20 protein-coding genes are annotated in these 25,852 nt (G+C 71.8%); 10 read left to right on the top strand and 10 right to left on the bottom strand.

The genetic code is table 11. The features are described from left to right. Window positions 1–122: 122 nt before the first annotated feature. Window positions 123–1,811 (top strand): serine/threonine-protein kinase, encoded by a 1,689-nt coding sequence (locus Van01_RS33095; RefSeq protein WP_239099137.1) that lies wholly within the window; start codon window positions 123–125, stop codon window positions 1,809–1,811. A gap of 13 nt (window positions 1,812–1,824) precedes the next feature. Here the strand turns inward: Van01_RS33095 and Van01_RS17685 are convergent, their stop codons facing one another. The 7 genes from Van01_RS17685 to Van01_RS17715 form a co-directional block, all read right to left on the bottom strand. Further along, window positions 1,825–2,886 (bottom strand): glycosyltransferase family 4 protein, encoded by a 1,062-nt coding sequence (locus Van01_RS17685; RefSeq protein ID WP_204008545.1) that lies wholly within the window; start codon window positions 2,884–2,886, stop codon window positions 1,825–1,827. A gap of 148 nt (window positions 2,887–3,034) precedes the next feature. Then, complete coding sequence (locus Van01_RS17690) at window positions 3,035–3,706, bottom strand: BON domain-containing protein (protein WP_204008409.1); 672 nt, start codon at window positions 3,704–3,706, stop codon at window positions 3,035–3,037. Between the two features lie 173 nt (window positions 3,707–3,879). Further along, window positions 3,880–5,415 (bottom strand): trypsin-like peptidase domain-containing protein, encoded by a 1,536-nt coding sequence (locus tag Van01_RS17695; protein WP_204008411.1) that lies wholly within the window; start codon window positions 5,413–5,415, stop codon window positions 3,880–3,882. A gap of 62 nt (window positions 5,416–5,477) precedes the next feature. Then, window positions 5,478–7,031: a HAMP domain-containing sensor histidine kinase gene (locus tag Van01_RS17700; RefSeq protein ID WP_204008413.1), complete on the bottom strand. Its 1,554-nt coding sequence runs from the start codon at window positions 7,029–7,031 to the stop codon at window positions 5,478–5,480. Further along, window positions 7,028–7,729 carry a response regulator transcription factor gene (locus Van01_RS17705; protein WP_099853003.1) on the bottom strand — a complete coding sequence of 234 codons (702 nt, stop codon included), beginning with the start codon at window positions 7,727–7,729 and terminating at the stop codon, window positions 7,028–7,030. Before Van01_RS17705 ends, Van01_RS17700 begins: the two co-directional genes overlap by 4 nt. Before the next feature lie 72 nt (window positions 7,730–7,801). After that, entirely contained in the window at window positions 7,802–8,794 is a 993-nt protein-coding gene (locus Van01_RS17710) for a lysophospholipid acyltransferase family protein (RefSeq protein WP_204008415.1), read from the bottom strand. After that, window positions 8,791–9,555, bottom strand: a complete 765-nt coding sequence (locus tag Van01_RS17715; RefSeq protein WP_204008417.1) for a GNAT family N-acetyltransferase — start codon at window positions 9,553–9,555, stop codon at window positions 8,791–8,793. The genes Van01_RS17710 and Van01_RS17715 overlap by 4 nt, the downstream gene beginning before the upstream one ends. A 170-nt stretch (window positions 9,556–9,725) precedes the next feature. Here Van01_RS17715 and Van01_RS17720 point away from each other — a divergent pair, with 170 nt between their 5' ends. The 6 genes from Van01_RS17720 to Van01_RS17745 all read left to right on the top strand — a co-directional run bounded on the left by Van01_RS17720 (window position 9,726) and on the right by Van01_RS17745 (window position 17,669). After that, a complete protein-coding gene (locus tag Van01_RS17720) occupies window positions 9,726–10,376 on the top strand; it encodes a hotdog fold domain-containing protein (protein ID WP_204008419.1) in 651 nt (216 codons plus the stop codon). Window positions 10,377–10,525: 149 nt separating this feature from the next. Further along, entirely contained in the window at window positions 10,526–11,461 is a 936-nt protein-coding gene (locus Van01_RS17725) for an ABC transporter ATP-binding protein (protein WP_204008429.1), read from the top strand. Then, window positions 11,458–12,273, top strand: a complete 816-nt coding sequence (locus Van01_RS17730) for an ABC transporter permease (protein WP_204008431.1) — start codon at window positions 11,458–11,460, stop codon at window positions 12,271–12,273. The genes Van01_RS17725 and Van01_RS17730 overlap by 4 nt, the downstream gene beginning before the upstream one ends. A 290-nt stretch (window positions 12,274–12,563) precedes the next feature. Continuing rightward, on the top strand, window positions 12,564–16,334 hold the full coding sequence (locus Van01_RS17735; RefSeq protein WP_204008434.1) for a multifunctional oxoglutarate decarboxylase/oxoglutarate dehydrogenase thiamine pyrophosphate-binding subunit/dihydrolipoyllysine-residue succinyltransferase subunit: 3,771 nt from the start codon (window positions 12,564–12,566) through the stop codon (window positions 16,332–16,334). A gap of 76 nt (window positions 16,335–16,410) precedes the next feature. After that, the gene (locus tag Van01_RS17740; RefSeq protein ID WP_013735712.1) at window positions 16,411–16,590 is read left to right on the top strand and encodes a DUF6104 family protein; all 180 of its coding nucleotides are present in this window, start codon (window positions 16,411–16,413) and stop codon (window positions 16,588–16,590) included. Window positions 16,591–16,595: 5 nt separating this feature from the next. After that, complete coding sequence (locus Van01_RS17745) at window positions 16,596–17,669, top strand: glycoside hydrolase family 6 protein (RefSeq protein ID WP_239099138.1); 1,074 nt, start codon at window positions 16,596–16,598, stop codon at window positions 17,667–17,669. A gap of 61 nt (window positions 17,670–17,730) precedes the next feature. On the opposite strand, the gene Van01_RS17750 is transcribed toward Van01_RS17745, so the two are convergent. Both Van01_RS17750 and Van01_RS17755 read right to left on the bottom strand, forming a co-directional pair. Beyond that, window positions 17,731–19,911, bottom strand: a complete 2,181-nt coding sequence (locus Van01_RS17750; RefSeq protein WP_204008440.1) for a bifunctional polysaccharide deacetylase/glycosyltransferase family 2 protein — start codon at window positions 19,909–19,911, stop codon at window positions 17,731–17,733. After that, window positions 19,904–20,761, bottom strand: a complete 858-nt coding sequence (locus tag Van01_RS17755) for a hypothetical protein (RefSeq protein WP_204008442.1) — start codon at window positions 20,759–20,761, stop codon at window positions 19,904–19,906. The genes Van01_RS17750 and Van01_RS17755 overlap by 8 nt, the downstream gene beginning before the upstream one ends. A gap of 405 nt (window positions 20,762–21,166) precedes the next feature. Between Van01_RS17755 and pta the strand changes: the two genes are divergently transcribed. Next, a complete protein-coding gene (gene pta, locus Van01_RS17760; RefSeq protein WP_204008444.1) occupies window positions 21,167–23,242 on the top strand; it encodes a phosphate acetyltransferase in 2,076 nt (691 codons plus the stop codon). After that, a complete protein-coding gene (locus Van01_RS17765) occupies window positions 23,239–24,357 on the top strand; it encodes an acetate/propionate family kinase (RefSeq protein WP_204008446.1) in 1,119 nt (372 codons plus the stop codon). The genes pta and Van01_RS17765 overlap by 4 nt, the downstream gene beginning before the upstream one ends. A gap of 152 nt (window positions 24,358–24,509) precedes the next feature. Here the strand turns inward: Van01_RS17765 and Van01_RS17770 are convergent, their stop codons facing one another. After that, window positions 24,510–24,677 carry a hypothetical protein gene (locus Van01_RS17770; protein WP_204008448.1) on the bottom strand — a complete coding sequence of 56 codons (168 nt, stop codon included), beginning with the start codon at window positions 24,675–24,677 and terminating at the stop codon, window positions 24,510–24,512. 170 nt (window positions 24,678–24,847) lie between these two features. Between Van01_RS17770 and Van01_RS17775 the strand changes: the two genes are divergently transcribed. Further along, window positions 24,848–25,828 (top strand): alpha/beta hydrolase family protein, encoded by a 981-nt coding sequence (locus Van01_RS17775; protein WP_204008450.1) that lies wholly within the window; start codon window positions 24,848–24,850, stop codon window positions 25,826–25,828. Window positions 25,829–25,852: the final 24 nt, after the last annotated feature.

Raw genomic sequence — 25,852 nt, forward strand, 5'->3', positions numbered from 1 at the left:
GAGCGCCCCGCCCGACGCGACACCCACCGCTCCGGAGGCACCCGTCGCATCGAGGCCCGTTGACAGGGGGGCAACATTCGCGCAACCTGATACCGCTCCCACCTATGAGGCAGGTGCGATCCGTGAAGCCAGCACTGCAGCCCGGCCGGTTGCTGGCCACCAGGTACCGGCTGATCGACCAGATCGGTTCCGGCGGCATGTCGGTGATCTGGCGGGCCCACGACGAGGTACTCGACCGGGTGGTCGCACTGAAGGTGCTCGCCCCGTCACTGGCCGCCGACGCCAGGTTCCGCGACATGGTCCGGGAAGAGGCCCGAGCCGCCGCACAGTTGGTCCACCCGAACGTCACCTCGGTGCACGACTACGGCGAGACGGTGTCGCCGGACGGCGCCATCACCTCCTTCGTGGTGATGGAACTGCTCGCCGGGGAGGAGCTGGAGTTCCGGCTCACCGCGGGCCCGCTGCCGTGGCCGCAGGCGGTGGAGATCGGCGCGCAGGTCGCCGACGCGCTCGCCGCCGCCCACCGACTCGGCATCGTGCACCGCGACATCACCACGGCCAACGTGATGATGACCCAGGTCGGCGCGAAGGTGCTCGACTTCGGCATCGCCACCCGGATCGGTGCCCCCGACGACGATGAGGACGGTGCCACCTTCGGCACTCCCGCGTACGTGGCACCGGAACGGCTCGACGGCGCTCCGGCCCAACCCGCGACCGACGTCTACTCGCTCGGCGTCCTGCTGCACGAGACCCTGACCGGGCGGGTGCCGTATCCGGCGGACACCTGGGACGAACTCACCGTCGCGCTCGCCGACGGGCCACCGCCCTCGCTGGCCGAGGTGCCGGGGCTGCCGACGACGGTGGCCGAGATCTGCCTGCGGTGCCTGTCGCGGGATCCTGCCGACCGCCCCACGGCCCGGCAGGTGGCCACCGTGCTGCGCGACCAGATGCTGCCCGCCGATCCGCAGGCCAACACGATGCTCGCGCCCACCGTCACCCTGCCCTCGGTGGGACGGGCCGACGCGGCCCCGGTGCCCGCCTGGGTGCCACCGCCCGCCGGCCCCACAGCCTTCCAGCCCGCCCTCACCGGGGTCGCCTCCGGCACGGCGGCGGGCATCCCGCTCGCCGCCGCCGGCGTCGCTGACCACACCGGCAGACACCCGGACGGCAGCGACGCCGGGACCGGTACCGGAAGGGTCGGGGATGCCGGGCCGGTACCGGTCTCCGCTGCCGACCCGGGGCGGGGACGACGGCTGCCGCGCCCGGCACCGGTCACCGGTGACGACCCCCGGCGGCTACGTCGCCCGCTGCTCGTCACGGCGGCGCTGGCCACGCTCGTCGCGGCGGCGCTGGCGGTGCCGGCGCTGCTGAAGGAGGACGATGACGGGCCGCCCGCCGTCCTGCCCACCACCGGACCGACCGCGTCACCCGACCCGGTCCGGCCGGAGGCCACCGCCAGCACCTCGCCGACCGCCGTGCCGTCGAGCACCCAGCCGACGCCGTCGGCGACATCTGGCGCACCGACCCCGCCGGCGGGCGGCGACAGCCTCGTCGAGGCGGCGAACCGCCTGGACGAGGTGATCGGTGCCGGTCTCGCCGACGGGGGCATCCGCGAGGACGTCGGCCTCGACCTGCGCAACGAGCTGCGCAACCTCACCCGGGCGGTGACCGGCGGCGAGGGCGAACTGGGGCCGGGGGTCGCCCGACTCCGGGAGAAGGTGTCCACCCGGCTGCGCGAGAACGGGTTGAGTCAGGCGTACGCACAGCAGTTGGATGCGGCGATCACCGCGCTCGGCGCCGCGCAGGTGTGAGTGGCGCGTCCGGTCATGCCGGAGTGACAGGCGCCGGCTCGCGCAGCGCGCCACGCGGGGTCGCCGCGGCGAGGAAGCGGCGGTACACCTCCTCGTAGCCGGCGGCCATCCGTTCGGTGGAGAAGGTCCGGGCCACGTGTGCCACACAGTCCCTGGGGTCCAGGTCGGAGGCCCGCCGCAGCGCCGCCGGCAACTCGTCCGGCCGCTGACAGATCAACCCGCTCACCCCGGGGCGGACCAGTTCCGGCACCGCTCCCCGGTTCAGCGCCACCACAGGTGTCCCGGTCGCCATCGCCTCCAGCATCACGATGCCGAACGGCTCCTCCCACTGGATCGGCATGACCAGGCAGCGCGCCTCGACCAGCAGGCGCAACACGGCCTTCCGGTCGGCGTCGAGCAGCACCGTGACGTCCGGCCCGAGCATCGGCCGGATCACCTCGTCGTAGTAGCGCCGCTCGGCGGGCTCGTTGCACTTGCCGGCCAGCACCAGCGGCAGACCGGCGGCCCGGCAGGCGCGGATGGCCAACTCCGGCCCCTTGTCCGGGCTGAACCGGGCGAGCCACAGCACCGGGCCGTTGCTGGGGACGTCCTTGCGCGGGAAGTCGTCCAGGCTCATCGCGTTGTGCACGGTGCCCACCCAGGGCAGGTGCGGATTCAACCCCCGTTGGGTGTGTGAGATCGCCACCAGGCCGACCCCACGGTCGGTGTCGCTGAGCACCGTCCCGTACTCGCCCACCGGGTTGCCGTGCACTGTCGCCACAGTGGGTACCTCCCGCCGGCCGGCCACCAGCGGACCGATCGTGCTGTGGTCGTGCACGATGTCGAAGTCGGCGGGACTGAGCAGATGGTTGACCCGGGCCAGGTGAGCCAGTTCGGGCAGCGCCTCGCCGAGGCGGTCGAACTGCAACTCGTCGAGGGTGGCCAGGAAGTCGGCGGCGGTGCCGTGGGCCGCACCGGCACCCATCAGGGTCACCGCGTGGCCTCGGGCGACCAGAGCGTCGACCAGGCCGGCCACCACCTGTTCCAGTCCGCCGTAGCCCGGCGGCGGCACCGACAGCCAGGGCGGCACCACCATCGCGATCCGCAACCGGTGCTCACGCGCAAGGTTGTCGGCCACGTACCCTCCCTGTCGCGGTCCGGAGGCGTCGACGGTGCTCGGCGCCAGCCTGGAATCGAGCGTCTTCCCGGTCCCGGCCGGGACAAACGGGCGTGGGTTCGCCGGTTCAGCCGCCCACCAGCAGTTGGTCCCGTACCATGCAGACGCCTTCGGCCGACCACGCGATCCGTTCCGCCTGATCCCGCTCCCACCAGGAACGCACCACTCCGGTCAGCGTCACCGTGTCGCCGCGCACCTGGACGACCACCCGTTCGGTGCCGATGCCCCGCATCAGGGCACGTTGCACGTCGGTGCGGATCCGGTCGACGTCGACCGGGGCGGCGGGCCTCACCTCGACCAGGTTGGTGACGCCGCGTACGCCGCGCAGCCGGCGCAGTTCGCGCTCGGCGGTACGGCGCTGCCAACCGAACTCCACAGCGCCGCGCAGCATCAACCAGCCGTCGGAGACGGTGAGGTCCAGTTGCTCGGCCGGCACGAAGCTGTTCCACTCCAGCGCTCGGCTGGCCGCGATCGCCAGGTCGCCGTCGGTGACGTCGACAGGCCCGGTGGGGCGCACCTCGATGTCGTCGGCGACCGCCCGTACCCCACGTACCCGTTGCGCCCCGCGCACCGCCGCCCACCTGTGTGCGGCGCTGTCCACGCCGCCGGTGAGCGAAACCACGCCGTCGCGCACGCTCACCCCGATGTCGGTCGAGCGCACCTGGGCGTCCCAGGCGAGTTCGTCAAGCACGTCGCGCTGGATCCGGTCATCGCTCCGGGCCGCCGTCGCCGTGGTCATGGCACCCCCATCCGCCTCCGCAGGTCTTCTCGGCCGAGGCTGCCGGGCAGCGGGGTGAGCCCGGTTCACCCGGTCCGGGTGAACCGGGAAAGAGGAAGGGCGGCGGGTGTCGCGGCCAACCCCCTTGGCCGCGCCACCCGCCGCCCCGGAGGGAGGAAGCAGGTCCTGTCTCGTTAGGACGCTTCGGCGAGCGTCACGGTTGCCGTCGCCTCGGCACCATTTCGCTGGTACGTCACCTCGACCTGGTCACCGACCTTGCCGGCCTGGACGGCGGCCACCAGGTCGTTGGAGTCGTTGATCGCCTTGTCGCCGAACCGGGTGATCACGTCGCCCTGTTGCAGCCCGGCCCGCTCGGCCGCGCTGCCCGGGTTCACCGCGCCGATCAGCGCACCGCCGTCGGGGGCGGCGTTCACGCTGACCCCCAGCGACGGGTGGCTGATCTTCTCGCCCCGCTGGAGCTTCTCCGCGACGTCCTTGGCCTTGTTGCTCGGGATGGCGAAGCCCACCCCGATGTTGCCGGTGCTGCCCTGCCCCGCGGTGGCGATCGCGGTGTTGATGCCGATCACCTCACCCCGGGTGTTGACGAGTGCGCCACCCGAGTTGCCCGGGTTGATCGGGGCGTCGGTCTGCAGCAGCCCCGAGATCGAGCTGACCGCCTGGCCGGGGAGCTGCTGCCCCCCACCGGCCTGGATGGTGCGGTCCCGGGCGCTGAGGATCCCCGCGGTGACCGAGCCCTGCAGGCCGAGCGGACTGCCGAGGGCGAGGACCTGGTCGCCGACCTGCATCGCGTCGCTGTCGCCGAGGGTGGCCGGCTGGAGATCGGTCAACCCGTTCGCCTTCAGCACCGCGAGGTCGGTCTTCGGGTCCGTCCCCACCACCTCGGCCTGGGTGCTGGTGCCATCCGCGAAGAAGACCCGGACCGTGTCACCGCCCCCGGCGATCACGTGGTTGTTCGTCAGCACGTAGCCGTCGGCACTGAGCACCACGCCGGAGCCCTCACCGCTGCCGGTGCTGATGGACACGACGCTGTCCTGCACCGACGCGGCGATGCGCGGCAGGTCGGCACCGTCGATCACGGGTGCGGCGCTGTAGGTGCGGGTGATCCCGCCGCCGTCGTTCAGCGCGAGGGCGAGGGCCCCGCCGGCGACCCCGCTGCCGAGCATCAGGGCGAACACGGCCACGCCGGCGCCGGCCAGCTTGGCGATCCGGCCGGGGCGGGTCCCTGCGTTGGACGGGGTGGGTGCCCACGGGGCCGGCTGACCCGGGTAGCCGCCCGGCACTCCGGGGGTCTGCCCCGGATACCCCGGCTGCCCGGCACCGGGCCCGGTCGGCTGGGCGCCGCTCCAGGCGGGCTGGCCGGGATACCAGGGATTGCCCGGGTAGCGGGCACCCGGCTGGTACGGGTGCTGGTAAGGCTGCTGGTGCTGGTGAGCGCCGGCCGGTGCCCAGGTGGGCTGACCGGAGACCGGCTGCGCCGCCACCGGCGAGCCGGTGCCGTCGCCCGGGCGGCCCGGCGCGGCGTCCGGGCCGGCCGACGACGGGTCGACGGCCCGCACCGGTACGGTCGGCGCCTCGACCGTCGGGTCGGCGTCGGGACGGGCTGTGGACGGGGAGTCGGACCGCGCGTACTCGGCGCGGGACAGCTCGGGTTGCGACGGCTCGGCGTCGGTGGGGGCCGGCCGGCGCGGGTCGGACTCGTACTCGGTCATGCCCCTACCTTCTCCCATCGCTCTGCGTCCCGCCTTGGGCTGAACTGAGGATTGGCTGAAAATCACTGGTCGTCGATGTCGGTGGCCGGCGCGAGCGGCAGCCGTACCCGGAAGGTGGCACCACCGCCCGGCGTCTCGGTCACCTCGACGGTGCCCTGGTGCACGGTCACCAGCGCGGCGACGATCGCCAGGCCGAGACCGGTGCCGGTGTTGCCGTCGGTCCTGCGGGTACGCGAGGCGTCCACCCGGTAGAAGCGCTCGAAGACCCGTTCCGCCTGCTCGGCGGTGAGCCCCGGCCCGGTGTCGGCCACCTCGATCACCGCCAGGTTCCCGGGCTCGGCGCGCAGCCGCAACGTCACCGCCGCACCGGGCGGGGTGTGCCGCAGCGCGTTCGTCATCAGGTTGCCGATCACCTGCCGCAGGCGGGCGTCGTCGCCGCGGACCACGAGCGGACCGGAGCCGGGCTCGATCTCCAGTTCGATCTGCCGGTCCGGCGCCATCGCGCGGGCCGCCGCCACCGAGTCCGCCGCCAGCACCGGCAGCTCCACCGGAGCCAGCGAGAGCGGCCGTTCGCGGTCCAGCCGGGCCAGCAGCAGCAGGTCCTCGACCAGCAGTCCCATCCGGGCCGCCTCGTCCTCGATCCGGCGTAGCAGGTCCGAGGTCTGCTCGGGGGCCCGGGCCGCACCCTGGCGGTACAGCTCGGCGAAGCCGCGGATGGTGGTCAGCGGGGTACGCAGTTCGTGCGAGGCGTCCGCCACGAACTGCCGCATCCGCTCCTCGGAGCGGCGGGCCCGGGCCTCGGAGGCACGGGCCCCCTCGGCGGCGTCCCGGGCCGCCGACTCCGACGCCGCCCGGGCGGTGAAGGCCATCTCGATCTGACTGAGCATCGCGTTCAGGGCCCGGGACAACCGGCCCAGTTCCGAGGTCGGGCAGGGTTGGCCGTCCTCCGGGTCGGGCACCCGGCGGCTCAGATCACCACCGGCGATGGCGGCGGCGGTACGTTCGATCTCCACAAGCGGCTTGAGGCTGGTCCGGACGATCGCCGCGCCGATCGAGGCGAGCAGCACCAGCACCGCCCCACCGACCAGCAGGTCGATCCAGATGAGCCGCTTCACCGCCTGCTCCACGTCGGTGAGGTGCTGCCCGATCGCCGCCCACTGCCCGTTGGGAAGCTCGGTGTAGAGCATCCGCCAGCGCACGTCGCTGCCGCGCGCCCGGGTATCGAACGGTTTTCCGGCCAGTTGCTCGAAACCGGCGGCGTCCTGGGGCCAGGGCGGCAGGTCGGCGGCGTCGAACCGGCGTTCGTCGAACCCGTAGGCCGAGACCAGCCCGCTGCTGCGGCTGGTCACCACCACCACGTAGTCGGTGGGGATAACCGAGTCCGGCGGGATGTAGACCTCCGCCCAGGGCTTGTTCGCCAGGTCGCCCTCGATGGTTTCGACAGCGCTGATCAGCTCCCCGTCCACCTGGTCGACCAGGTAGCTGCGGAGAAAGATCGTGGTAAGTGAGGCGATCACCAGCAGCGCAGCGGCGACCAGGGTCAGCACGGCCGCGACCAGCTTCACCCGCAGCGGTACCGCGCGGAGCCGGAACTTGACCTGCTGTACCGCGTTCACGCCGCCGGCTTGCGCAGGACGTACCCGACGCCACGCAGGGTGTGGATCAGCCGGGGATCGGTGGTGTCGACCTTACGGCGCAGGTACGAGATGTACGACTCGACGATGTTGTCGTCGCCCCGGAAGTCGTAGTTCCACACGTGGTCGAGGATCTGCGCCTTGGACAGCACCCGGTTGGCGTTGAGCATCAGGTACCGCAGCAGTTTGAACTCGGTGGGTGAGAGCTGCACCCGCTGGCCGGCCCGGTAGACCTCGTGGGTCTCCTCGTCCAGTTCCAGGTCGGCGAAGGTGAGCCGGGCGGGCGCCTGCTCGCCGGTGCTGGTGCGGCGCAGCACCGCCCGGATCCGGGCGGTCAGCTCCTCCAGGCTGAACGGCTTGGTCACGTAGTCGTCCCCGCCCAGGGTGAGCCCGCGGATCTTGTCGTCGGTGGCGTCCCGGGCGGTGAGGAAGACCACAGGCGTACGCGTGCCGCCCTCACGCATCATCCGGATCACCTCGAACCCGTCGAGGTCCGGCAGCATCACGTCGAGCACCACGAGGTCGGGGCGATGGTCACGGGCCGCGCTCAGCGCGGCGCTGCCACTGGTGGCGGTGGCCACGTCGAATCCCGCGAAGCGCAGGCTCGCGGAGAGCAGTTCGAGAATGTTGGGGTCATCCTCGACGACGAGCAGTCGCGCCTCGGTCTGGGTAGCGGCCATGCCGCCCATCATCCGCGCAGACACTGCGCCCGTGCTGGGCGGATCCTGGAAAAAGCCTGTGAGCGGGATCGGTCAGGCGGCCAGCGGCAGCTCCCGCTCCCCGGTCGACGGACTGCCCGGTGACGTCGCCGCCGGGGACCGGGTCGCCACCGGTAGCACGACCGGTCCGGCGTCGGGCCGGGCCGGCACGCGTACCGGCTGCTCGGGCGCGGGCTCGGTGGTCACCGGCGCGGTCCGCGCGGCCGGCGACGACGGTACGAGATGCACAGCCGACTCGGCGACCCGGGCCAGCGCCCGTCGGTCGGCGGACCGTCCCGGGTGCAGCGCCGCGGCGATGTCGACGCAGACTGTCAACCTCCGGACCGCGAGCATCCGGCGCACCGACCGCACCAGGTTCTCGTCGCCGACGAAGGCCGGTGCCGTGCTGGTTGCGCCGGTCACGCCGCAGCGGTAGCCGATCCGCAGCGGCACCACTGGCGCCCCGGCGTCGATCGCGGCCTGAAACATCGCCGGCCGGAAACCGGTGGGCGGACGGCAGCGGGTTGCGGCGCCGCACCAGGTGGTGCCCTCGGGGAACACTGCCACCGAGCGGCCCGACAGCAACGCCGCGGCCACCCGGCCCACCGTGGCGGGCAGTTCGCGGGGACGGGAACGGTCCACGAACACGGTGCCGGCCGCGTGCGCGAGCAGGCCGACGAGTGGCCAGCGGCGTATCTCCCGCTTGGCCACCAGGCGGGCCGGCGCGACGGCCAGCAGCGCCAGGACGTCCCACCAGGAGACATGGTTGGCGACCAGCAGGGCTCGCCGCCGAGGCAGCCGACCGCGCACGTCGAGGCGTACGCCGCAGACCCGTGCCGTGGCACGCGCCCAGCCGCGCAACGCGGCCTGACGTTCCCGGGTCGGCAGGATCGGGAGCACTGCCGCCAGCCCGACGCCGAGCCCGAGCATGCCGAGCAGGCCGGCGGCGCGGCCCAGTTGCCGCACCGCCGAGGCGGTGGGAGCCTCGCCGGGGCCGGGCAGGCATTCGGGGCCACAGCCGGAGATGGGCCGCCAGAGCGTGGTCATGGCTGCCCGCCGAGGAAGTGCCGCAGGTAGCGCGGATTCATCCGGTCCATGGAGAGCAGGACGTAGAAGTCGGCCACCCCGAAGTCCGGGTCGTACGCCGGCTCGCCGCAGACCTGGGCACCGAGCCGCAGGTAGCCGCGGAGCAGCGGCGGGACCAGCTTGGCCGATCCGGTGACCGGCTCGGTCGGCGCACCCGGCTCGGCGAACCAGGGTCGCAGTGGCCGGACCCGCAGGGATGGCGGCGACAGGTGCCTGGCCCGCGCCTGGGCCCAGACCTCGGCAGCGGCGAGGCCGCCGTCCGCCACCGGCACGGAGGCGCAACCACCGAGCCAGCGCAGACCCCGCAGGTGCAGGTAGCGGGCGATGCCCGCCCACATCAGGTTGATCACCGCGCCGCTGCGGTGCGCGGGATGTACGCAGGACCGGCCGGCCTCGACAAGGTGGCTGCGCAACGGGTCGAGCGCGGTCAGGTCGAACTCGCCCTCGGCGTAGCGACGGTTGGTACGCCCCGGTGGAAGTAGTCGGTAGGTACCCACCACCTCGCCGCTGCCCTCCTGGCGCACCACCAGATGGTCACAGTAAGTATCGAAGACGTCACGGTCGAGGCCGGCCGTGTCGCGGGACACGGTGGCGCCCAACTCGCCGGCGAACACCTGATGACGCAGGCGTTGTGCGGCCTCGACCTGGCTGGGGTTGTCGGCTATCGAAAGGGTGTAGCCGCTGGTCGTCAGTGCTACGTCCACGGCTGGCAGAACGGCCATGCCCTCTGTGTAGTGCCGGGGGGTTGCCGGCCCTGGTGACCGGCGGTGTCGATCCGGTGAACGCCGGTCGGCGACCGGTGGCCGACCCGCCACGCCGGCCGACACCGGGGGCGTGCGAGGCTGCCGGTGCCCCGGCGACCCGACCGGGCGGCGTGGCGGACGGAGGCTCGATGATCATCGAGGGACGCTTCAACGGACCGCCCGGTTCGGGCAACGGCGGGTGGAGTGCCGGTGTCTTCGCCAGCGCGTACGGCGGGGACGGTCCGGTCGAGGTGACCCTGCGCCGACCGCCACCGTTGGACACGCCGCTGACGCTCGTCGACGCGCAGGTGCGGGACCCGGCCGGCGAGGTGGTCGCACAGCTGCGGCCGACGCAGGATCTCGACGACGTCACGGTCCCGCCTGTGGATCTGGCGACCGCCCGGGCCGCCTCGGCGACGTACCCGGGGCTTGTCGATCATCCGTTCCCCCGCTGCTACGTCTGCGGTCCGCAGCGCCCCGACGGCCTGCGGATCTTTCCGGGTCGGCTGCCGGACGGCCGGACGGCCGCACCGGTGCGGGCGCCACGTCAGGTCGAGGTCGCCACCGTCTGGGCCGCCCTGGACTGTCCCGGCGGGTGGGCGGTGATCGGTGCCGGCCGGCCGTACGTGCTCGGCCGGATCGCGGCCCGGATCGCGGCGCTGCCCCGACCGGACGACGAGTGCGTGGTGACCGGCGCGCTGATCGGCACCGAGGGCCGCAAGGCCCTGGTGCACACGAGCCTGTACGCCCCGGACGGCCACCCGCTCGGCCACGCCCGGGCGACCTGGATCGCTGTGTAGACGCGGTCGTCGATCGACTCGTACCTGGGGATGAGACGACTCCTGCCTGAGGTGGACGACGATCTCCCGAACGAGCCCGATTGAATTGCTCGACCGTTAACGTCACGCTGTGCAACGGCGCACCCCGGCGCCGCCACGGGAGGAGAACGATGACCGACGGGCAACCAAGCCCCACCAACGACGCGCAGATCGTGGTTTCCGGTCTGACGAAGCAGTACCGCAACGTGCTCGCGGTCAACAACCTGTCCTTCACGGTTCAACCGGGTCGGGTCACCGGCTTCCTCGGCCCGAACGGTGCGGGTAAGACCACCACCCTGCGCATGCTGCTGAACCTGGTCACCCCGACCGCCGGGACGGCGACCATCGGTGGTCACCGGTATCCCGACCTGGCCGACCCGCTGCGGCACGTCGGCGCGGTGCTGGAGGCGTCCAGCGCGCACAAGGGCCGGACCGGCGTCAACCACCTGCGGGTGATCAGCGCCGCCGCCGGGCTGCCGCGGGAACGGGCCGACCAGGCCCTGGAACTGGTCGGGCTGACCCCGGCCGCCAAGCGCAAGTTCAAGGGCTACTCGCTGGGCATGAAGCAGCGCCTCGGCATCGCCGCGGCGATGCTCGGCGACCCACGGGTGCTCATCCTCGACGAGCCGGCGAACGGTCTGGACCCGGAGGGCATCCGGTGGATGCGCGGATTCCTCAAGGGGCTGGCCGCCGAGGGACGCACGGTGCTCGTCTCCAGCCACCTGCTCTCGGAGATGCAACTGCTGGCCGACGACGTGGTGATCATCGCGGCCGGTCAGTTGGTCCGGCAGGGCCCGGTGGACCAGGTGATCGGGTCTATGGCGCAGGGTGTCCGGGTCCGGGTCCGCACCCCGCAGGCCGACGCGTTGACCGCCGCGCTGGCCCAGGGGCCGGCCACTGTCGAGAACGATGGGCAGGGCACTCTCCTGATCGGCGGGGTCGACGCTCCGGCGGTGGGCCGGGCGGCCCTGACCGCCGGGGTCGAACTGCACGAGCTGACCACTGAACGACCCGACCTGGAACGTGTGTTCCTGGAGCTGACGGCCGGAAAGGCGGGCATCCGATGAGCCACCTCGTCCGCTCCGAACTACTCAAGATCCGTACGACCAGCACCTGGTGGTGGCTGGCCATCGGGGCGTTCCTGTCGATCGCCCTGGCCTTCGCCTTCAACGCCTGGCTGGCCACCGAGACCCTCAGCGGCGGTGGGGAGGAGTTCGGCTACACCGGCGACGCCGCCTCCGCGCCGGCTCAGGCGGCGAACCTCTACACCTCCGGCCAGTACCTGGGTCTGATGTTCGTGATGCTCATCGGCATCCTCATGGTCACCAACGAGTTCTTCCACCAGACCGCGACCACGACGTTCCTGGCCACCCCGCGACGCACTGCGGTGATCGCCAGCAAGCTCGTCGCGGCCAGCCTGCTCGGCTTCGCGTTCTGGCTGGTGACCACGCTCATCGACCTCGCCGCCGGAGCGACGTTCCTGTCCCTCAACGACTACGGCACGCAACTCGGCGAGTGGGAGGTCCAGCGGGCCCTGCTGCTCAACCTGATGGCGTACGCGATCTGGACGGTGCTCGGCGTCGGCATCGGCACGCTGATCACCAACCAACTGGGCGCGGTGATCACTGCCTCGGTGCTCTACCTGATCGGTACCCAGGTGATCGGCCTGCTCTTCCTGCTGCTGGCCAACGTGCTGGACAACATGGCCGTGATCAAGTGGCAGGTGGTCTGGCCGGCCGCTGCCTCCCAGGTCATGATCACGCCGGGCGAGAACGAGATGCTGCCCGCCTGGTGGGTGGGCGCGCTCGTGCTCATCGGCTACGCCGTGGTCAGCGGGGTGGCCGGAATCCTCATCACCCGGCGCCGCGACATCTCCTGACACCTGGACGACCAACCCGGGTGAGCGCACCGCCCCGACGGGCCCGGTACCCAGCGAGAACTGGGTACCGGGCCCGTCGCCGCTCGGAAGCGACAGGCCATAGCAGCGATCGAGGGAATACGCAGCGCTTACCGAACTTCTGGCATCTTCTGTGAATCCGACCACGCGTCGGAGGCGGAAATGCCCCGAGGTTCGGTACGGCGTAGCCTGGGAACCGTCCTGTGCGTCCGTCCCGGCGCACCGGGCACCGCGTGACATACAAACCCGCGTGAAAGAGGCGATTACCGGCCGTGTCGACCCAGCAGACTTCGCAGGAGAACCCACTGGCGGGTTTCGGCCCGAACGAGTGGATCGTCGAGGAGATGTACCAGCGCTACCTCGCCGATCCGAGCAGCGTCGACCCGGCCTGGCACGACTTCTTCGCCGACTACCGACCCGGTCAGGGCACAGCGGGCGCCACAGACGGTCGGACGGCCACCACCGCCGCGACAAAGGACGCCGCTGCGGCCGGCACCGAGACGGCCACGAAGAACGCACCCGCGGCCAAGGCCGAGCCGGCGGCCAAGGGTGAGCGCCGTACGCCGGCGGCACCGGCGAAGCCGGCACCCGCCGCGTCGAAGCCGACGCCGGCCACCCCGAAGGCGACCACCGCGAAGCCGGCCGCCGCCAAGACCGAGCCGGCGAAGCGGACCGCGCCCACCGCCAACGGGCCGCAGACCACCCCGCTGCGCGGCGTGGCCGCCAAGATCGTCCAGAACATGGACGCCTCGCTGGCCGTGCCGACCGCGACGAGCGTGCGAGCCGTGCCGGCCAAGCTCCTGGTCGACAACCGGATCGTGATCAACAACCACCTCGCCCGGGGCCGCGGTGGCAAGGTCAGCTTCACCCACCTGATCGGCTACGCCCTGGTGCGGGCGCTCGTCGCGCATCCGGAGATGAACAACTCCTTCGGCGAGGTCGACGGCAAGCCGGTGATGGTCCGCCCCGAGCACGTCAACCTGGGCATCGCCATCGACCTGACCAAGCCCGACGGCAGCCGCAACCTGGTGGTCCCCTCCATCAAGGCCTGCGAGCAGATGGACTTCCGGCAGTTCTGGCAGGCGTACGAGGACGTCGTCCGGCGCGCCCGCCGCAACGAGCTGACCATGGAGGACTACTCCGGCACCACGATCTCGCTGACCAACCCCGGCGGCATCGGCACCGTGCACTCCATGCCGCGACTCATGCAGGGTCAGAGCGCGATCATCGGGGTCGGTGCGATGGAGTACCCGGCGCCGTACCAGGGCATGAGTGAGGCCACCCTGGCCGATCTCGCGGTCAGCAAGGTCATCACCCTGACCAGCACGTACGACCACCGGATCATCCAGGGCGCGCAGTCCGGCGAGTTCCTCAAGGTCATGCACGAGCTGATGCTCGGCGAGCACGGCTTCTACGACCAGATCTTCACCTCGCTGCGGATCCCCTACGAGCCGGTGCGCTGGATGCGCGACGTCGCTGTCGACAGCGAGGGTCAGATCAACAAGACCGCCCGGGTCCACGAGCTGATCCACTCCTACCGGGTGCGTGGCCACCTGATGGCCGACACCGACCCGCTGGAGTTCAAGATCCGCAAGCACCCGGATCTCGACGTCCTTCAGCACGGGCTGACCCTGTGGGACCTGGACCGCACCTTCCCGGTCAACGGCTTCGCCGGCCGGCAGCGGATGAAGCTGCGGGAGATCCTCGGCGTGCTGCGTGACTCGTACTGCCGCCGGGTCGGCATCGAGTACATGCACATCCAGGACCCGGCCGAGCGCCGCTGGATCCAGGAGCGGGTCGAGCGCAAGTACGAGAAGCCGCCGGCCGGCGAGCAGAAGCACGTGCTCAACCGGCTCAACGCGGCCGAGGCGTTCGAGACCTTCCTGCAGACCAAGTACGTCGGCCAGAAGCGGTTCTCGCTTGAGGGTGGCGAGTCGCTCATTCCGCTGCTCGGCGAGGTGCTGGAGGCCGCCGCCGAGGGCGGGCTGGACGAGGTCGTCATCGGCATGGCCCACCGGGGCCGGCTCAACGTGCTGGCCAACATCGTCGGCAAGCCGTACGAGAAGATCTTCTCCGAGTTCGAGGGGCACCTGGACCCACGCTCCACCCAGGGCTCGGGCGATGTGAAGTACCACCTGGGCCAGAACGGCAAGTTCACCACCCCCGACGGCGACCACGCCGTGAAGGTCTCGGTGGTGGCGAACCCGTCGCACCTGGAGGCCGTCGACCCGGTGCTGGAGGGCATCGTCCGGGCCAAGCAGGACCGCATCGACCTCAAGCTGGAGGGCTACACCGTGCTGCCGCTGGCGGTGCACGGCGACGCCGCCTTCGCCGGTCAGGGCGTGGTGGCCGAAACGCTCAACCTCTCCCAGCTGCGCGGGTACCGCACCGGCGGGACGGTCCACGTGGTGGTCAACAACCAGGTCGGCTTCACCACTGCCCCGGAGTACAGCCGCTCCAGCCTCTACAGCACCGACGTGGCCCGAATGATCCAGGCCCCGATCTTCCACGTCAACGGCGACGACCCGGAGGCTGTGGTCCGGGTCGCCCGGCTCGCCTTCGAGTACCGCCAGGCGTTCAACAAGGACGTCGTCATCGACCTGGTCTGCTACCGGCGGCGTGGGCACAACGAGGGCGACGACCCCTCGATGTCCAACCCCCAGATGTACCGGATCATCGACTCGAAGCGCTCGGTGCGCAAGCTCTACACCGAGGAGCTGATCGGGCGGGGCGACATCACCGTGGAGGACGCCGAGGAACTGCTGCGCGACTACCAGGCGCAGTTGGAGCGGGTGTTCAAGGCCACCCGCGACGCGGCCAGCACGCCCCGCCAGCTGAGCCGCCCGCCCCGACAGGACCAGCCCGAGCCGCAGGTGGAGACCGCCACCGAGGCGTCGGTCATCAAGGCCATCGGCGAGGCGCACGTCAACCTCCCCGAGGGCTTCACCCCGCACAAGCGGATCCAGCAGTTGCTCGACCGGCGGGCCCGGATGGCCGTCGAGGGCAACATCGACTGGGGGTTCGGCGAGATCATCGCCTTCGGTGCGCTGCTGCACGACGGGGTCACCGTCCGGCTCGCCGGGCAGGACTCGCGCCGAGGCACCTTCGTGCAACGACACGCCTCGATCGTCGACGCGGAGACCGGCGACGACTACCTGCCGCTGAAGTCGCTCACCGGCGACGGTGAGCACTCCCGGCTCTTCGTGCACGACTCGCTGTTGAGCGAGTACGCGGCGATGGGCTTCGAGTACGGCTACTCGGTGGAGAACGTGGACGCGCTCGTCTGCTGGGAGGCGCAGTTCGGCGACTTCGTCAACGGCGCCCAGACGGTGATCGACGAGTTCATCTCCTCAGGCGAGGTGAAGTGGGGCCAACGCTCCGCGGTCACCCTGCTGCTGCCGCACGGCCACGAGGGTCAGGGGCCGGACCACACCTCCGGCCGCCCGGAGCGGTTCCTCCAGCTCTGCGCCGAGGACAACATGCGGGTGGCCAACCCGACCACCCCGGCCAACTACTTCCACCTGCTGCGCCGCCAGGCCCTCTCGCCCAAGCGCAAGCCACTCGTGGTGTTCACGCCGAAGTCGCTGCTGCGGCACAAGCTCTGCGTCTCCTCGGTGGAGGACTTCACCACCGGCACCTTCTCCCCCGTGCTGGCCGACCCGGCAGTGAGCGCGCCGGAGCAGGTCAAGCGGGTGCTGCTCTGCTCGGGCAAGGTCTACTACGACCTGTTCCAGGCCCGGAAGGAACGCGGCGTCACCGACACCGCGATCATCAGGCTGGAGCAGCTCTACCCGATGCCGGTGGAGGAGATCCGGGCCGCCCTCGCGCAGTACCCGAACGCGGAGGACTTCGCCTGGGTGCAGGAGGAGCCGGCCAACCAGGGTTCCTGGTCGTTCGTCGCGCTCAACCTGCTGGAGCACCTCGACGGTGTCCGGCTGCGCCGCATCTCCCGTCCGGCCGCCGCGGCTCCGGCCGTCGGCTCGGCGAAGATGCACGAGGTCGAGCAGACCGCGCTGATCGAGGCGGCTCTCCCCCGCCCCTGACGAGAACTGATCCGGTCCCGTCCCGCCCTACGGTGGGGCGGGACCGGCCGGCTTCACCGAGGAAGCGAGCAGATCCATGTACTTCACCGACCGGGGCATCGAGGAGCTGGTCGAGCGGCGTGGCGAGGAGCAGGTCAGCCTCGAGTGGCTGGGCGAGCGGCTGCGTGACTTCGTCGACCTGAACCCGGAGTTCGAGACCCCGATCGAGCGGTTCGCCACCTGGCTGGCCCGGCTCGACGACGAAGACGACGACTGATCACCGTGCCAGCCATCCGACCGGGCGGCCGGCGTACCCGGCCGTGGCCTTCGCTGCCGACGAGCCGGACCGGTGCCGCGCGGCGCCGACGGCATGTCGTGGCGGCCGGGGTCGCCCTGGCGTTGCTGCTGGCCGGTTGTTCCGACGCACCCGCACCGCCTCGGGTGTCCGACCCGGCTGGCGCCGCGCCACCGTCCGTACCCTCGGTGTTCTACCTCGACCCGGACAATCCGGCCGAGGCGGAGGCGGCGCGGCGGGCCGCCCAGGGCGACTCGGCGGCAGCGGAGGCGCTGCGCGCGATCGGCAGCCGGCCGAGTGCGAAGTGGCTGACCGGTGGGGCGGCACGGGACGAGGTCGACGCCTTTCTCGGGCAGGCCGCGATCGCCGGCCAGACACCAGTGCTTGTGGTGCACAACGTGCCGCAACGCGACTGTGGTCGGCAGGGCGAGGGCGGTGCCGACACCAGCGCGGAGTACCAGACGTGGATCCGCGAGGTCGCCGCCGGCGTCGCGGGACGCCCGGTGATCGTCGTGCTCGAACCGGGCGCGTTGCCCGACGCGGTGGCTGGCTGCGTGGCTGACTCCGCCGGTCGGCTCGCGCTGCTGCGCGACGCGGTCACCGTGCTGGCCAGTACCGGCAACGCCCGGATCTACCTCGACGCAGGGCATCCGGGGTGGATCCGCGACATCGAGGCGTTGGCGGCCGGGCTCCGCCGGGCCGGGGTGGACCAGGCCGACGGGTTCGCCCTCAACGTGGCGAATTTCGTGAGTACCGAGGACAACGTCGCCTACGGGCACCGGATCTCCGATGCGCTCGGCGGTGACGCCACGTTCGTCATCGACACCAGCCGCAACGGCAACGGCCCCTATCCCGCCGAACGGGTGGGCGGTGCGCCGAGCTGGTGCAATCCCCCCGGCCGGGCGATCGGTGCCGAACCCACAGCCGACCCCGGCCTGCCCCGGGTGGACGCCCTGCTCTGGATCAAGTTCCCCGGCGAGTCCGACGGCGACTGCCGCCCCGGTGAGCCCCCCAGCGGCGAGTTCTGGCCCACCTACGCCATCTCCCTGGCCCACCCCTGACCCGCGTTGATCATGAGGTTAGCGGCAGCGAAACGGACAAAAGTCCCCGCTAACCTCATGATCAACGCGAGCTGGTGGGGGTGGGGGTGAGGCCGGTGCGGCGGAGTTTCTGCCAGCCGAGGCGGCCGCCGGTCAGGGCTGTGGTCACGGACTGGATCATCACCAGGTACATCAGCTGGCGGTAGACGGACTGCTGCAACGGGAGCACCCACAGCACGCTGAGCTTCTCCCGGTCCAGCCGGAACGCCACCACGGCGGTGAGCGTCTGCAACGCGAGCATGACCAGCCAGGCCAACGCCGTCGCGGTCCGGTCGAGGAAGAACAGGCCGTAGAGCGCCAGCAGGTCGATCACCGGAGCCAGCAGCGGCAGGAGCACCCCGAACAGGCTCAGGAACAGCAGACAGCGCCGGGTGAAGCGGCCGGAGGCCCCGCTGTCGAGCAGCGAGCGCCGATGCTTCCACATCGCCTGCATGGTGCCGTAGCTCCACCGGTACCGCTGCTTCCACAGCTGCCCCAACGTCGCCGGGGCCTCGGTCCACGCCCGAGCGGTCTCCTCGTAGACCACCTTCCAGCCGGCCCGGCCGAGCGCCATCGTGATGTCGGTGTCCTCGGCCAGCGTGTCGTCGGTCAGGCCACCGGCGTAACGCAGCGCCTGCCGACGGAAGGCCCCGATCGCCCCGGGCACCGTGGCCATGCAGCGCAGGGTCTCGTACAGCCGGCGGTCGAGGTTGAAGCCGATGACGTACTCGATGTGCTGCCACTTGGCGATCAGGCTGTCGCGGTTACCCACCTTGACGTTGCCGGCGACCGCGCCGACCTGCGGGTCCGCGAACGGCTGGACCAGCCGACGCACCGAGTCCCGCTCGAACACGGTGTCCCCGTCGACCATCACGATCAGTTCGTGCCGGGCCAGCGCCACCCCGGTGTTCAACGCGCTCGGCTTGCCGCCGTTCGGCTTGCGAACGACCCGGACGTTCGGCAACCGCAACGCCTCGACGATCTCCGCCGTACCGTCGGTGGAGCCGTCGTCGACCACGATCACCTCGATGCCGCCCGGGTGATCGCCCCCGGCCAGCGAGCGGACGGCCGCGGCGATCCCCTCCTTCTCGTTGTACGCGGGCACGATCACCGAGACCGGCTCGGTCACCGGCGGCCCCCACGCCCAGTTCGCCGCCCGCCGTCGGCGTGCGTGCCGTCCGGCGAGCACGAGCAGCAGCACGGTACGACCCACAGTGAGCGCGCCCACCGTCAGGAAGATCACTCCGAGCCAGCCCAGCGTGCGGTCCGCTCCCTGCACTCCCCAGATCAGCATCCGCCCTCGCCAGCGCTCCCCCGCGCTGGCCGGCTGACCGGCGTCGACCCGGTGGTCGATGCCGGTCTCGGCGAGGGCCAGGTTCAGGCCGCCGCTGACCGTGACGAAGCGGTAGCCGCGCTCCTTCATCAGCGGAATGAACCTGTCGAGCGCGGCGACGGTCTGGGCCCGTTCGCCGCCCGCGTCGTGCCAGAGGGTGATCGCCCCCGAGTATCCGGACGGCGTCACGTTCGTCAGGATCTGGTCCACGCCGGGCAGCGCCCAGTCCCGACTGTCCGTGTCGTTGAGCACGCTCAGGTAGCCCAGTTCACCGGCCTGGGCGAAGACCGGCCAGTCCAGGTCGTTGATGGCCATCGCGTACGAGGAGTACGGGAAGCGGATCAGCGAGGTGCGGACCCCGGCCGCGCTGGCGATGGCCAACTGGGTCTGGGTGTACTCCATCCGGCGTCGCCAGTCGGGCAGCACTGTCAGATCCGGGTGGGTGAAGGTGTGCACGCCGATCTCGTGACCGTCGGCGGTCAGCTCCCGTACCAGTTCCGGGTGGCGGGCCACCTGCGAACCGACCACGAAGAAGGTGGCCGGAACCTGATGGGCGGCCAGTACCCGCAGCACCTCGCGGGTCCAGACCGGGTCCGGTCCGTCGTCGAAGGTGAGGGCGACGGTGCGCGGGGGCAGTCGGTACGACCGGGTCTGGTCACTCGTGCTGCTGATGATCGGGCCACCGGAGACCACAGTCGTCGGCACCTCACGCTGCCCGTGGTGGGTCTGCTGCTGACGATCCGGCGCGAAGGACGCGTTGGCGTACGCGCCAACGAGCAGTACGGCGGCCAGCACCGCGCCGAGGACGCCGAGAAGGGCCCAGCTCGGCGACGGTACGACCCGGCGGCCTCGTACCGTCCGGCGGGACCGGCGCGCCGGCGGTTCAGTCATCGGCGGGAGCGGCCACGTCGGCGACGCTCGACGGATCGACCGTCGGTGGCGCCGGCTCCGTGGTTGTCGGTTCGACGCTGGGCGGGGTCGCCGGTGCGGTCGACCGCGAGGGTCGGGGCGGTGCAGGCACCGACGAGGGGGTGCGGCGAGGTGTCGTCGGTGCGCTGGTCACCGTCGTGGGTGCCCGGGACGGGGTGACGCGTGGGCGCGGCACGGCGCTGCTCGTCGGCCGCGGCGCGGCAGTGGTCGGTGGCGCCTCCGCAGCGGGGATCGACGGGGCCGGCGGCGGTTGCCAGGACCGGCGGGTCGGCTCCACGAAGGGCAGCACCGTGTCAGCGTTGACCGGGCCGCCGGCGAAGCTCGCCACCACCAGGCCGGTGTAGATCAGACTCACCAGACCCAGGACGTACGCGAGCCAGCGCAACCGGGACCGACGCCTGCCGCTCGGATCGACGAAGACCGGCGGCGGCTGGGACACCGCGGACATCACTGTCGTGGGGCTGTCCGTCGACATCACAATCGTGGGTGCGTCCAGCACCGCTGGACGTACCACAGTCGGCGCGTCCACCACCGCCGGCTGCACCACAGTCGGCGCATCCACCACCGCCGGCCGCGCCACAGTCGGCGCATCCACCACCGCCGGCCGCGCCACAGTCGGCGCGTCCACCACCGCCGGCTGCACCACCGTGGGTGTGTCCGGCACGGCGGGCTGTCCCGGTGTCGATGCGTCAGGCACGGCCGGCCGGACAAGCGTGGGCGGCTCCGACGCGGCCAGGTCGTCGGCTGCGGTTGGCTCGTCTCCCCGCGCGCCGTTCGCCGCATCGGCGCTGGTCAGAGGGTCCGCAGTCATGGCCGGAGTCTAGGAGTGAACATTCCTCGGCTTACTCGCGGAGTTGGCCGATGCGACCGGAATCCCAGTTTGCGGGGCAACCGCCGCCGCCGGGGTGAGCGTCGGTTCACGGAGAGCGATGAACACCTCGACCGGCAGGCGCGTCGCCTCGCCGACCCGGCCTGCCGGACCCACCGAAACCCGCCGCGAGCAGGTCAAACGGCCTGGTCGTCCTCGTGCCGGCGGCCACCAGGACCCGGACGGTCCGACCGCCGACCCTGGTCGGTCGGACCGAAATAAAGATCTCCCCGGCCGAGCCGACGATCACCGGAGCGCCCCGGGGCGGACGAGCGGACGCCGGACGGCCCGGGCAGGCGGGTCCGAGGACCCACCCGGGGAACAACCCTGATCTTGTAGCGTGGGTCCGTGGCCCGGAGCGTGTACCTGACCAGTGTCGGCTCGGGCGGGGGGAAGTCGACAATCGCCCTCGGCCTCGCGGAGTTGCTGTCCCGGCAGGTCGGCGGGATCGGGGTGTTCCGTCCGCTGGTAGCGCCGGATCGACCCGATCCGATCCTCACCCTGCTCAGCGAGCGTTACCGGGTGGGGCTGCCGGTGGCGGACCTGCACGGCACCACGTACGCCGAGGCCACCGCGCTTGTCGCCGACGGTCGCCGGGAGGAGCTGATCTCCCGGATCGTCGAGCGTTACCGGGACGTGGAGCGACGGTTCGCGGCGATGGTCGTGGTCGGCAGTGACTTCGCCGCCGCCGGTGACACCGCCGGCCCGCGCGAGCTGGCCTTCAACGCCCGCCTGGCCACCGACTTCGGCAGCGTCGTGGTACCTGTCGTCGACGGGTACGGGCAGCAGCCGCAGTCGATCGCCGCCGCCGCCCGCGGCGCGTACCACGACTTGGCGGACCTCGGCGCGACGGTGCTCGCGGTGCTGGCCAACCGGGTCCCCGAGGCGATGACGCTGCCCCGGTTGCCGGTCCCCGCGTACGCCATTCCGGAGGTGCCGAGCGTGTCCGCGCCGACTGTGGCGGAGGTGGCCGGGGCGCTGGGCGCCACGCTGCTGGCCGGTGACGAGACCGCGCTCGCCCGCGACGTGCTCGACTACGTGGTCGGTGCGGCCCACGTGCCGACCCTGCTGGAGCACCTGACCGAGGGCGCGCTGCTGATCATGCCGGGTGACCGGGACGATCTGCTGGTGGCGGCGAGCGCCGCGCACGTCGCCGGTCAGGTGTCGCTGGCCGGGTTGGTGCTCACCCTCGGGGTGCCGCCCGACCCTCGGTCGATGCGCCTGGTGGAAGCGCTGAACGCCCGGCTCGCGGTGCTCTCGGTGACCAGCGACAGCTACCACACGGTTGCCGCGTCGAGCCGGATCGAGGGCCGGCCCAGCACCGGCAACCCGCGGAAGGTGGAGGCCGCGCTCGGCGCCTTCGAGGCACACGTGGACACCGTCGAACTGGCCGGCCGGCTGCGGGTCAGCCGCTCCGCACGGGTCACCCCGCTGATGTTCGAGTACGACCTGATCGACCGCGCCCGGGCCCGGCGGCGGCACGTCGTGCTGCCGGAGGGGACCGAGGAACGGATCCTGCGCGCCACCGAGATCCTGCTGCGCCGGGGGGTGGCAGACCTGACCCTGCTCGGCCGGCCCGAGGAGGTCGCCCGACGCGCCCGGGAACTGGGGGTGGACATCGGCGCGGCCCGCGTGGTGGACCCGGCGAGCAGCCCGTGGCGTGACGAGTTCGCCGAGGCGTACGCGAAGCTGCGCGCACACCGGGGGGTCACCGCCGAACTGGCGCACGACATCGTCGCCCAACCGAACTACTTCGGCACCATGATGGTGTGGGCGGGCCATGCCGACGGGATGGTTTCCGGGGCCACCCACACCACCGCGGCGACCATCCGGCCGGCCTTCGAGATCGTCAAGACCTTGCCGGCGGTCTCCGTCGCCTCAAGCGTCTTCTTCATGCTGCTCGCCGACCGGGTGCTGGTGTACGGCGACTGCGCGGTCAACCGCGATCCGGACGCCGCCCAACTCGCCGACATCGCCATCTCCTCGGCCGACACGGCGGCCCGGTTCGGCATCGAACCCCGGGTGGCGATGCTGTCGTATTCGACAGGCAGTTCGGGCGCGGGCGAAGACGTGGAGAAGGTCGCGGCAGCCACCGCGCTGGTCCGCCAGCGCCGGCCCGAACTGGCGGTCGAGGGTCCGATCCAGTACGACGCGGCCATCGATCCGGCCGTGGCGGCCACCAAGCTGCCGGGCAGCGCCGTCGCCGGCCGCGCGACGGTCTTCATCTTTCCCGACCTCAACACCGGCAACAACACGTACAAGGCGGTGCAGCGCTCCGCCGGAGCGGTGGCCGTCGGGCCGGTCATGCAGGGCCTGCGCCGGCCGGTGAACGATCTCTCCCGGGGCGCCACGGTGCCGGACATCGTCAACACCGTGGCGATCACCGCCATCCAGGCCGCCGCACTCACCGAGGTGGACAAGTGAGCAAGGTGCTGGTGCTCAACAGCGGGTCGTCATCGATCAAGTACCTGCTGTACGACGGCGACCGGGTGCTGGACAAGGGCACCGTCGAACGGATCGGTGAACCCGGTGGCGGGCCGAGTGACCATGCCGGCGCGATCCGGCAGATCCTGGGCGGGCTGGACCTGACAGGTCTCACGGTCGTGGGTCACCGGGTGGTGCACGGCGGGCGGCGGTTCACCGCGCCGACGCTCGTCGACGACGCCGTGCTGACCGCCATCAGCGACCTGGTGCCGCTCGCCCCGTTGCACAATCCGGCGAACCTCGCCGGTATCGAGGTGGCCCGCGAGGCCCTGCCGGGGGTGCCGCAGGTAGCCGTCTTCGACACCGCGTTCCACCACACGCTGCCCGATTCCGCCGCCACCTACGCGATCGACCGCGACGTCGCGCAGCGGTACGGGATCCGGCGGTACGGCTTCCACGGCACCTCCCACGCGTACGTGTCCCGGCGCACCGCGGAACTGCTGGGCCGCCCGTACGACGAGGTCAACACGATCACGCTGCACCTGGGCAACGGCGCCAGCGCGTGCGCGGTGTCCGGCGGCCGGAGCGTCGCCACCTCGATGGGGATGTCGCCGCTGGAGGGCCTGGTGATGGGCACCCGCAGTGGCGACCTCGATCCGACGATCGTGTTCCATCTGCGCCGCGAGGGCGGTATGGGCGTCGACGAGATCGACGACCTGCTCAACCACCGCAGCGGCCTGCTCGGGCTGAGCGGGGTCAACGACGTACGCGAACTACTCGCCCGTCGGGCGGCCGGCGACGAGGCCGCGGCGCTCGCCTTCGACGTCTACTGCCGCCGGATCACCTGCTACGTGGGGGCGTACTACGCGCTGCTCGGCCGGGTGGACGCGGTCACCTTCACCGCAGGTGTCGGCGAGCACGCCGCACCGGTACGCACGGCGGCGCTGGCCGGACTGGGCCGACTGGGCATCACCGTGGACCCGGAACGCAACGCGGGCAGCGGCGACCGGCTCATCTCGCCGGACGGCGCGGAGGTCGCCGTCTGCGTGATCGGCACCGACGAGGAGCGGGAGATCGCCCGCGCCGCCCGGGCCGTGGTCACGGGCGGCAGCTGACGACCCGGCGCGACCAGCCCGCCGGCTCGCCGCACGAGCACCCGCGAGCCAGGACGCAGACCAGTGGACGACCGCAGCGAGCGGACGACCGCCGACCGGCGGGCGGCCGGAGTACCGCGGACGACGGCGGGGGCGGTCGACGAGCGGACCGGTCAGCCGAAGGCCAGCCAGGTGGCGAGGGCGAGCAGCACCGCGGCGACCACGGCCGCCCCGATGATCAGACTGGTACGCGACGCAGCCTCCGCCGGAGCCGTCTCCGGGTTGGCGAAGGCCCGGAACGCCTCGGTGTTGCCGCTCGGGTCGGTGTAGTTCTCAGCCATGCCGGGAACCTTAGCGAAACCGGTCCAGCCCTCATGCCCGAGACCTCCCGCGATCTTGCACCTTCCGTCTCGACAAAAACCATCAGAACCGGCATTCGGGCGACCAGAAGTGCAAGATCCACGTGACCGGACCGGCGGTGCCGGAGATCGGGCCGGGCACAATCGGAGTCATGTCACGTCGTGCTGCCGCTGCTCTGGTCGCCACCGTCCTCGTCGCCAGCGCTCTGGTCGGGTGTTCCGCCGACCGTGAGCCCAGCGAGGGGGCGGGTGCGCCGACACCACAGGCCACCGCCGCTGCCACGCCGTCGGCACCGGCGATCCCCGCCGGCAGCGCCCCGGACGGCACCTTCGCGCTCGGCGTACGGCAGCTCAAGCTGAACCGCGACGGCGACCGGCCGCTTCCGGTGACCGTCTGGTATCCGGCGGCCGGCCGGGCCGGTGGGAAGCCGAAGAGTGGCGCCGACGCCGCCGACGGGAAGTTCCCGGTGATCATGTTCAGCCACGGACTGGGCGGCCGTCCCGACGACTACCAGGCGCTGCTGACCCGATGGGCGTCCGCCGGTTTCGTGGTGGCCGCGCCGACCTTTCCGAAGACCTCCCGCGGCGGGGACGGCCCGAACGTGCTCGACGTGCTCAACCAGCCCGCCGACGTGTCGTACGCGCTGACCCGGGTGCTCGCCCTCGACACCCGCGACGGTGATCCGCTGCGCGGCCGGCTGGCCACCGACCGGGTGGCCGCCGCCGGTCATTCGGCGGGCGGGGTGACCACCATCGGGCTGTTCACCACCGGCCGCGACGAGCGGTTGGCGGCCGGAGTCGTCTTCGCCGGCACCGCCCTCGGGGTGGGCACCGCGTTCGCCGGTGCCGCCGCCCCGCAGCTGTTCGTGCACGGCGAGGCCGACGAGGTGGTGCAGTACGCCGCCGGCAAGGCCGTGTACGACAAGGTGCCGTGGCCGAAGGCGATGCTGAGCCTGCCCGACGGCGACCACGGTCGTGCGCTGTTGCGCGGTGAGGGTGCGTCGCTGCGGGTGGTCGCCGAGACCACCACCGAGTTCCTGCGCTGGACGCTCTACGGCGACGTCGAAGCCAAGAAGCGCATAGCCACCGCCGCCGCCCGCGACGACATCGCCACCCTGGACGACAACCTGTAGGCCACGGGCCGGCGAGTGCCCTGA

The sequence above is a fragment of the Micromonospora andamanensis genome, assembly GCF_016863495.1.
GTDB classification, from domain to species: domain Bacteria; phylum Actinomycetota; class Actinomycetes; order Mycobacteriales; family Micromonosporaceae; genus Micromonospora; species Micromonospora andamanensis.

What these genes read in the sequence shown, in the direction of transcription:
- Van01_RS17740 (WP_013735712.1), top strand. Translation starts at nt 16,411, where the DNA reads ATGTACTTCACCGACCGGGGCATCGAGGAGCTGGTCGAGCGGCGTGGC.
- Van01_RS17715 (WP_204008417.1), bottom strand. Translation starts at nt 9,555, where the DNA reads ATGGCCGTTCTGCCAGCCGTGGACGTAGCACTGACGACCAGCGGCTAC.
- Van01_RS17750 (WP_204008440.1), bottom strand. Translation starts at nt 19,911, where the DNA reads ATGACTGAACCGCCGGCGCGCCGGTCCCGCCGGACGGTACGAGGCCGC.
- Van01_RS17730 (WP_204008431.1), top strand. Translation starts at nt 11,458, where the DNA reads ATGAGCCACCTCGTCCGCTCCGAACTACTCAAGATCCGTACGACCAGC.
- Van01_RS17725 (WP_204008429.1), top strand. Translation starts at nt 10,526, where the DNA reads ATGACCGACGGGCAACCAAGCCCCACCAACGACGCGCAGATCGTGGTT.
- Van01_RS17710 (WP_204008415.1), bottom strand. Translation starts at nt 8,794, where the DNA reads ATGACCACGCTCTGGCGGCCCATCTCCGGCTGTGGCCCCGAATGCCTG.
- Van01_RS17720 (WP_204008419.1), top strand. Translation starts at nt 9,726, where the DNA reads ATGATCATCGAGGGACGCTTCAACGGACCGCCCGGTTCGGGCAACGGC.
- Van01_RS17695 (WP_204008411.1), bottom strand. Translation starts at nt 5,415, where the DNA reads ATGACCGAGTACGAGTCCGACCCGCGCCGGCCGGCCCCCACCGACGCC.
- Van01_RS17705 (WP_099853003.1), bottom strand. Translation starts at nt 7,729, where the DNA reads ATGGCCGCTACCCAGACCGAGGCGCGACTGCTCGTCGTCGAGGATGAC.
- Van01_RS17685 (WP_204008545.1), bottom strand. Translation starts at nt 2,886, where the DNA reads ATGGTGGTGCCGCCCTGGCTGTCGGTGCCGCCGCCGGGCTACGGCGGA.
- Van01_RS17755 (WP_204008442.1), bottom strand. Translation starts at nt 20,761, where the DNA reads ATGACTGCGGACCCTCTGACCAGCGCCGATGCGGCGAACGGCGCGCGG.
- Van01_RS17770 (WP_204008448.1), bottom strand. Translation starts at nt 24,677, where the DNA reads ATGGCTGAGAACTACACCGACCCGAGCGGCAACACCGAGGCGTTCCGG.
- Van01_RS17775 (WP_204008450.1), top strand. Translation starts at nt 24,848, where the DNA reads ATGTCACGTCGTGCTGCCGCTGCTCTGGTCGCCACCGTCCTCGTCGCC.
- Van01_RS17690 (WP_204008409.1), bottom strand. Translation starts at nt 3,706, where the DNA reads ATGACCACGGCGACGGCGGCCCGGAGCGATGACCGGATCCAGCGCGAC.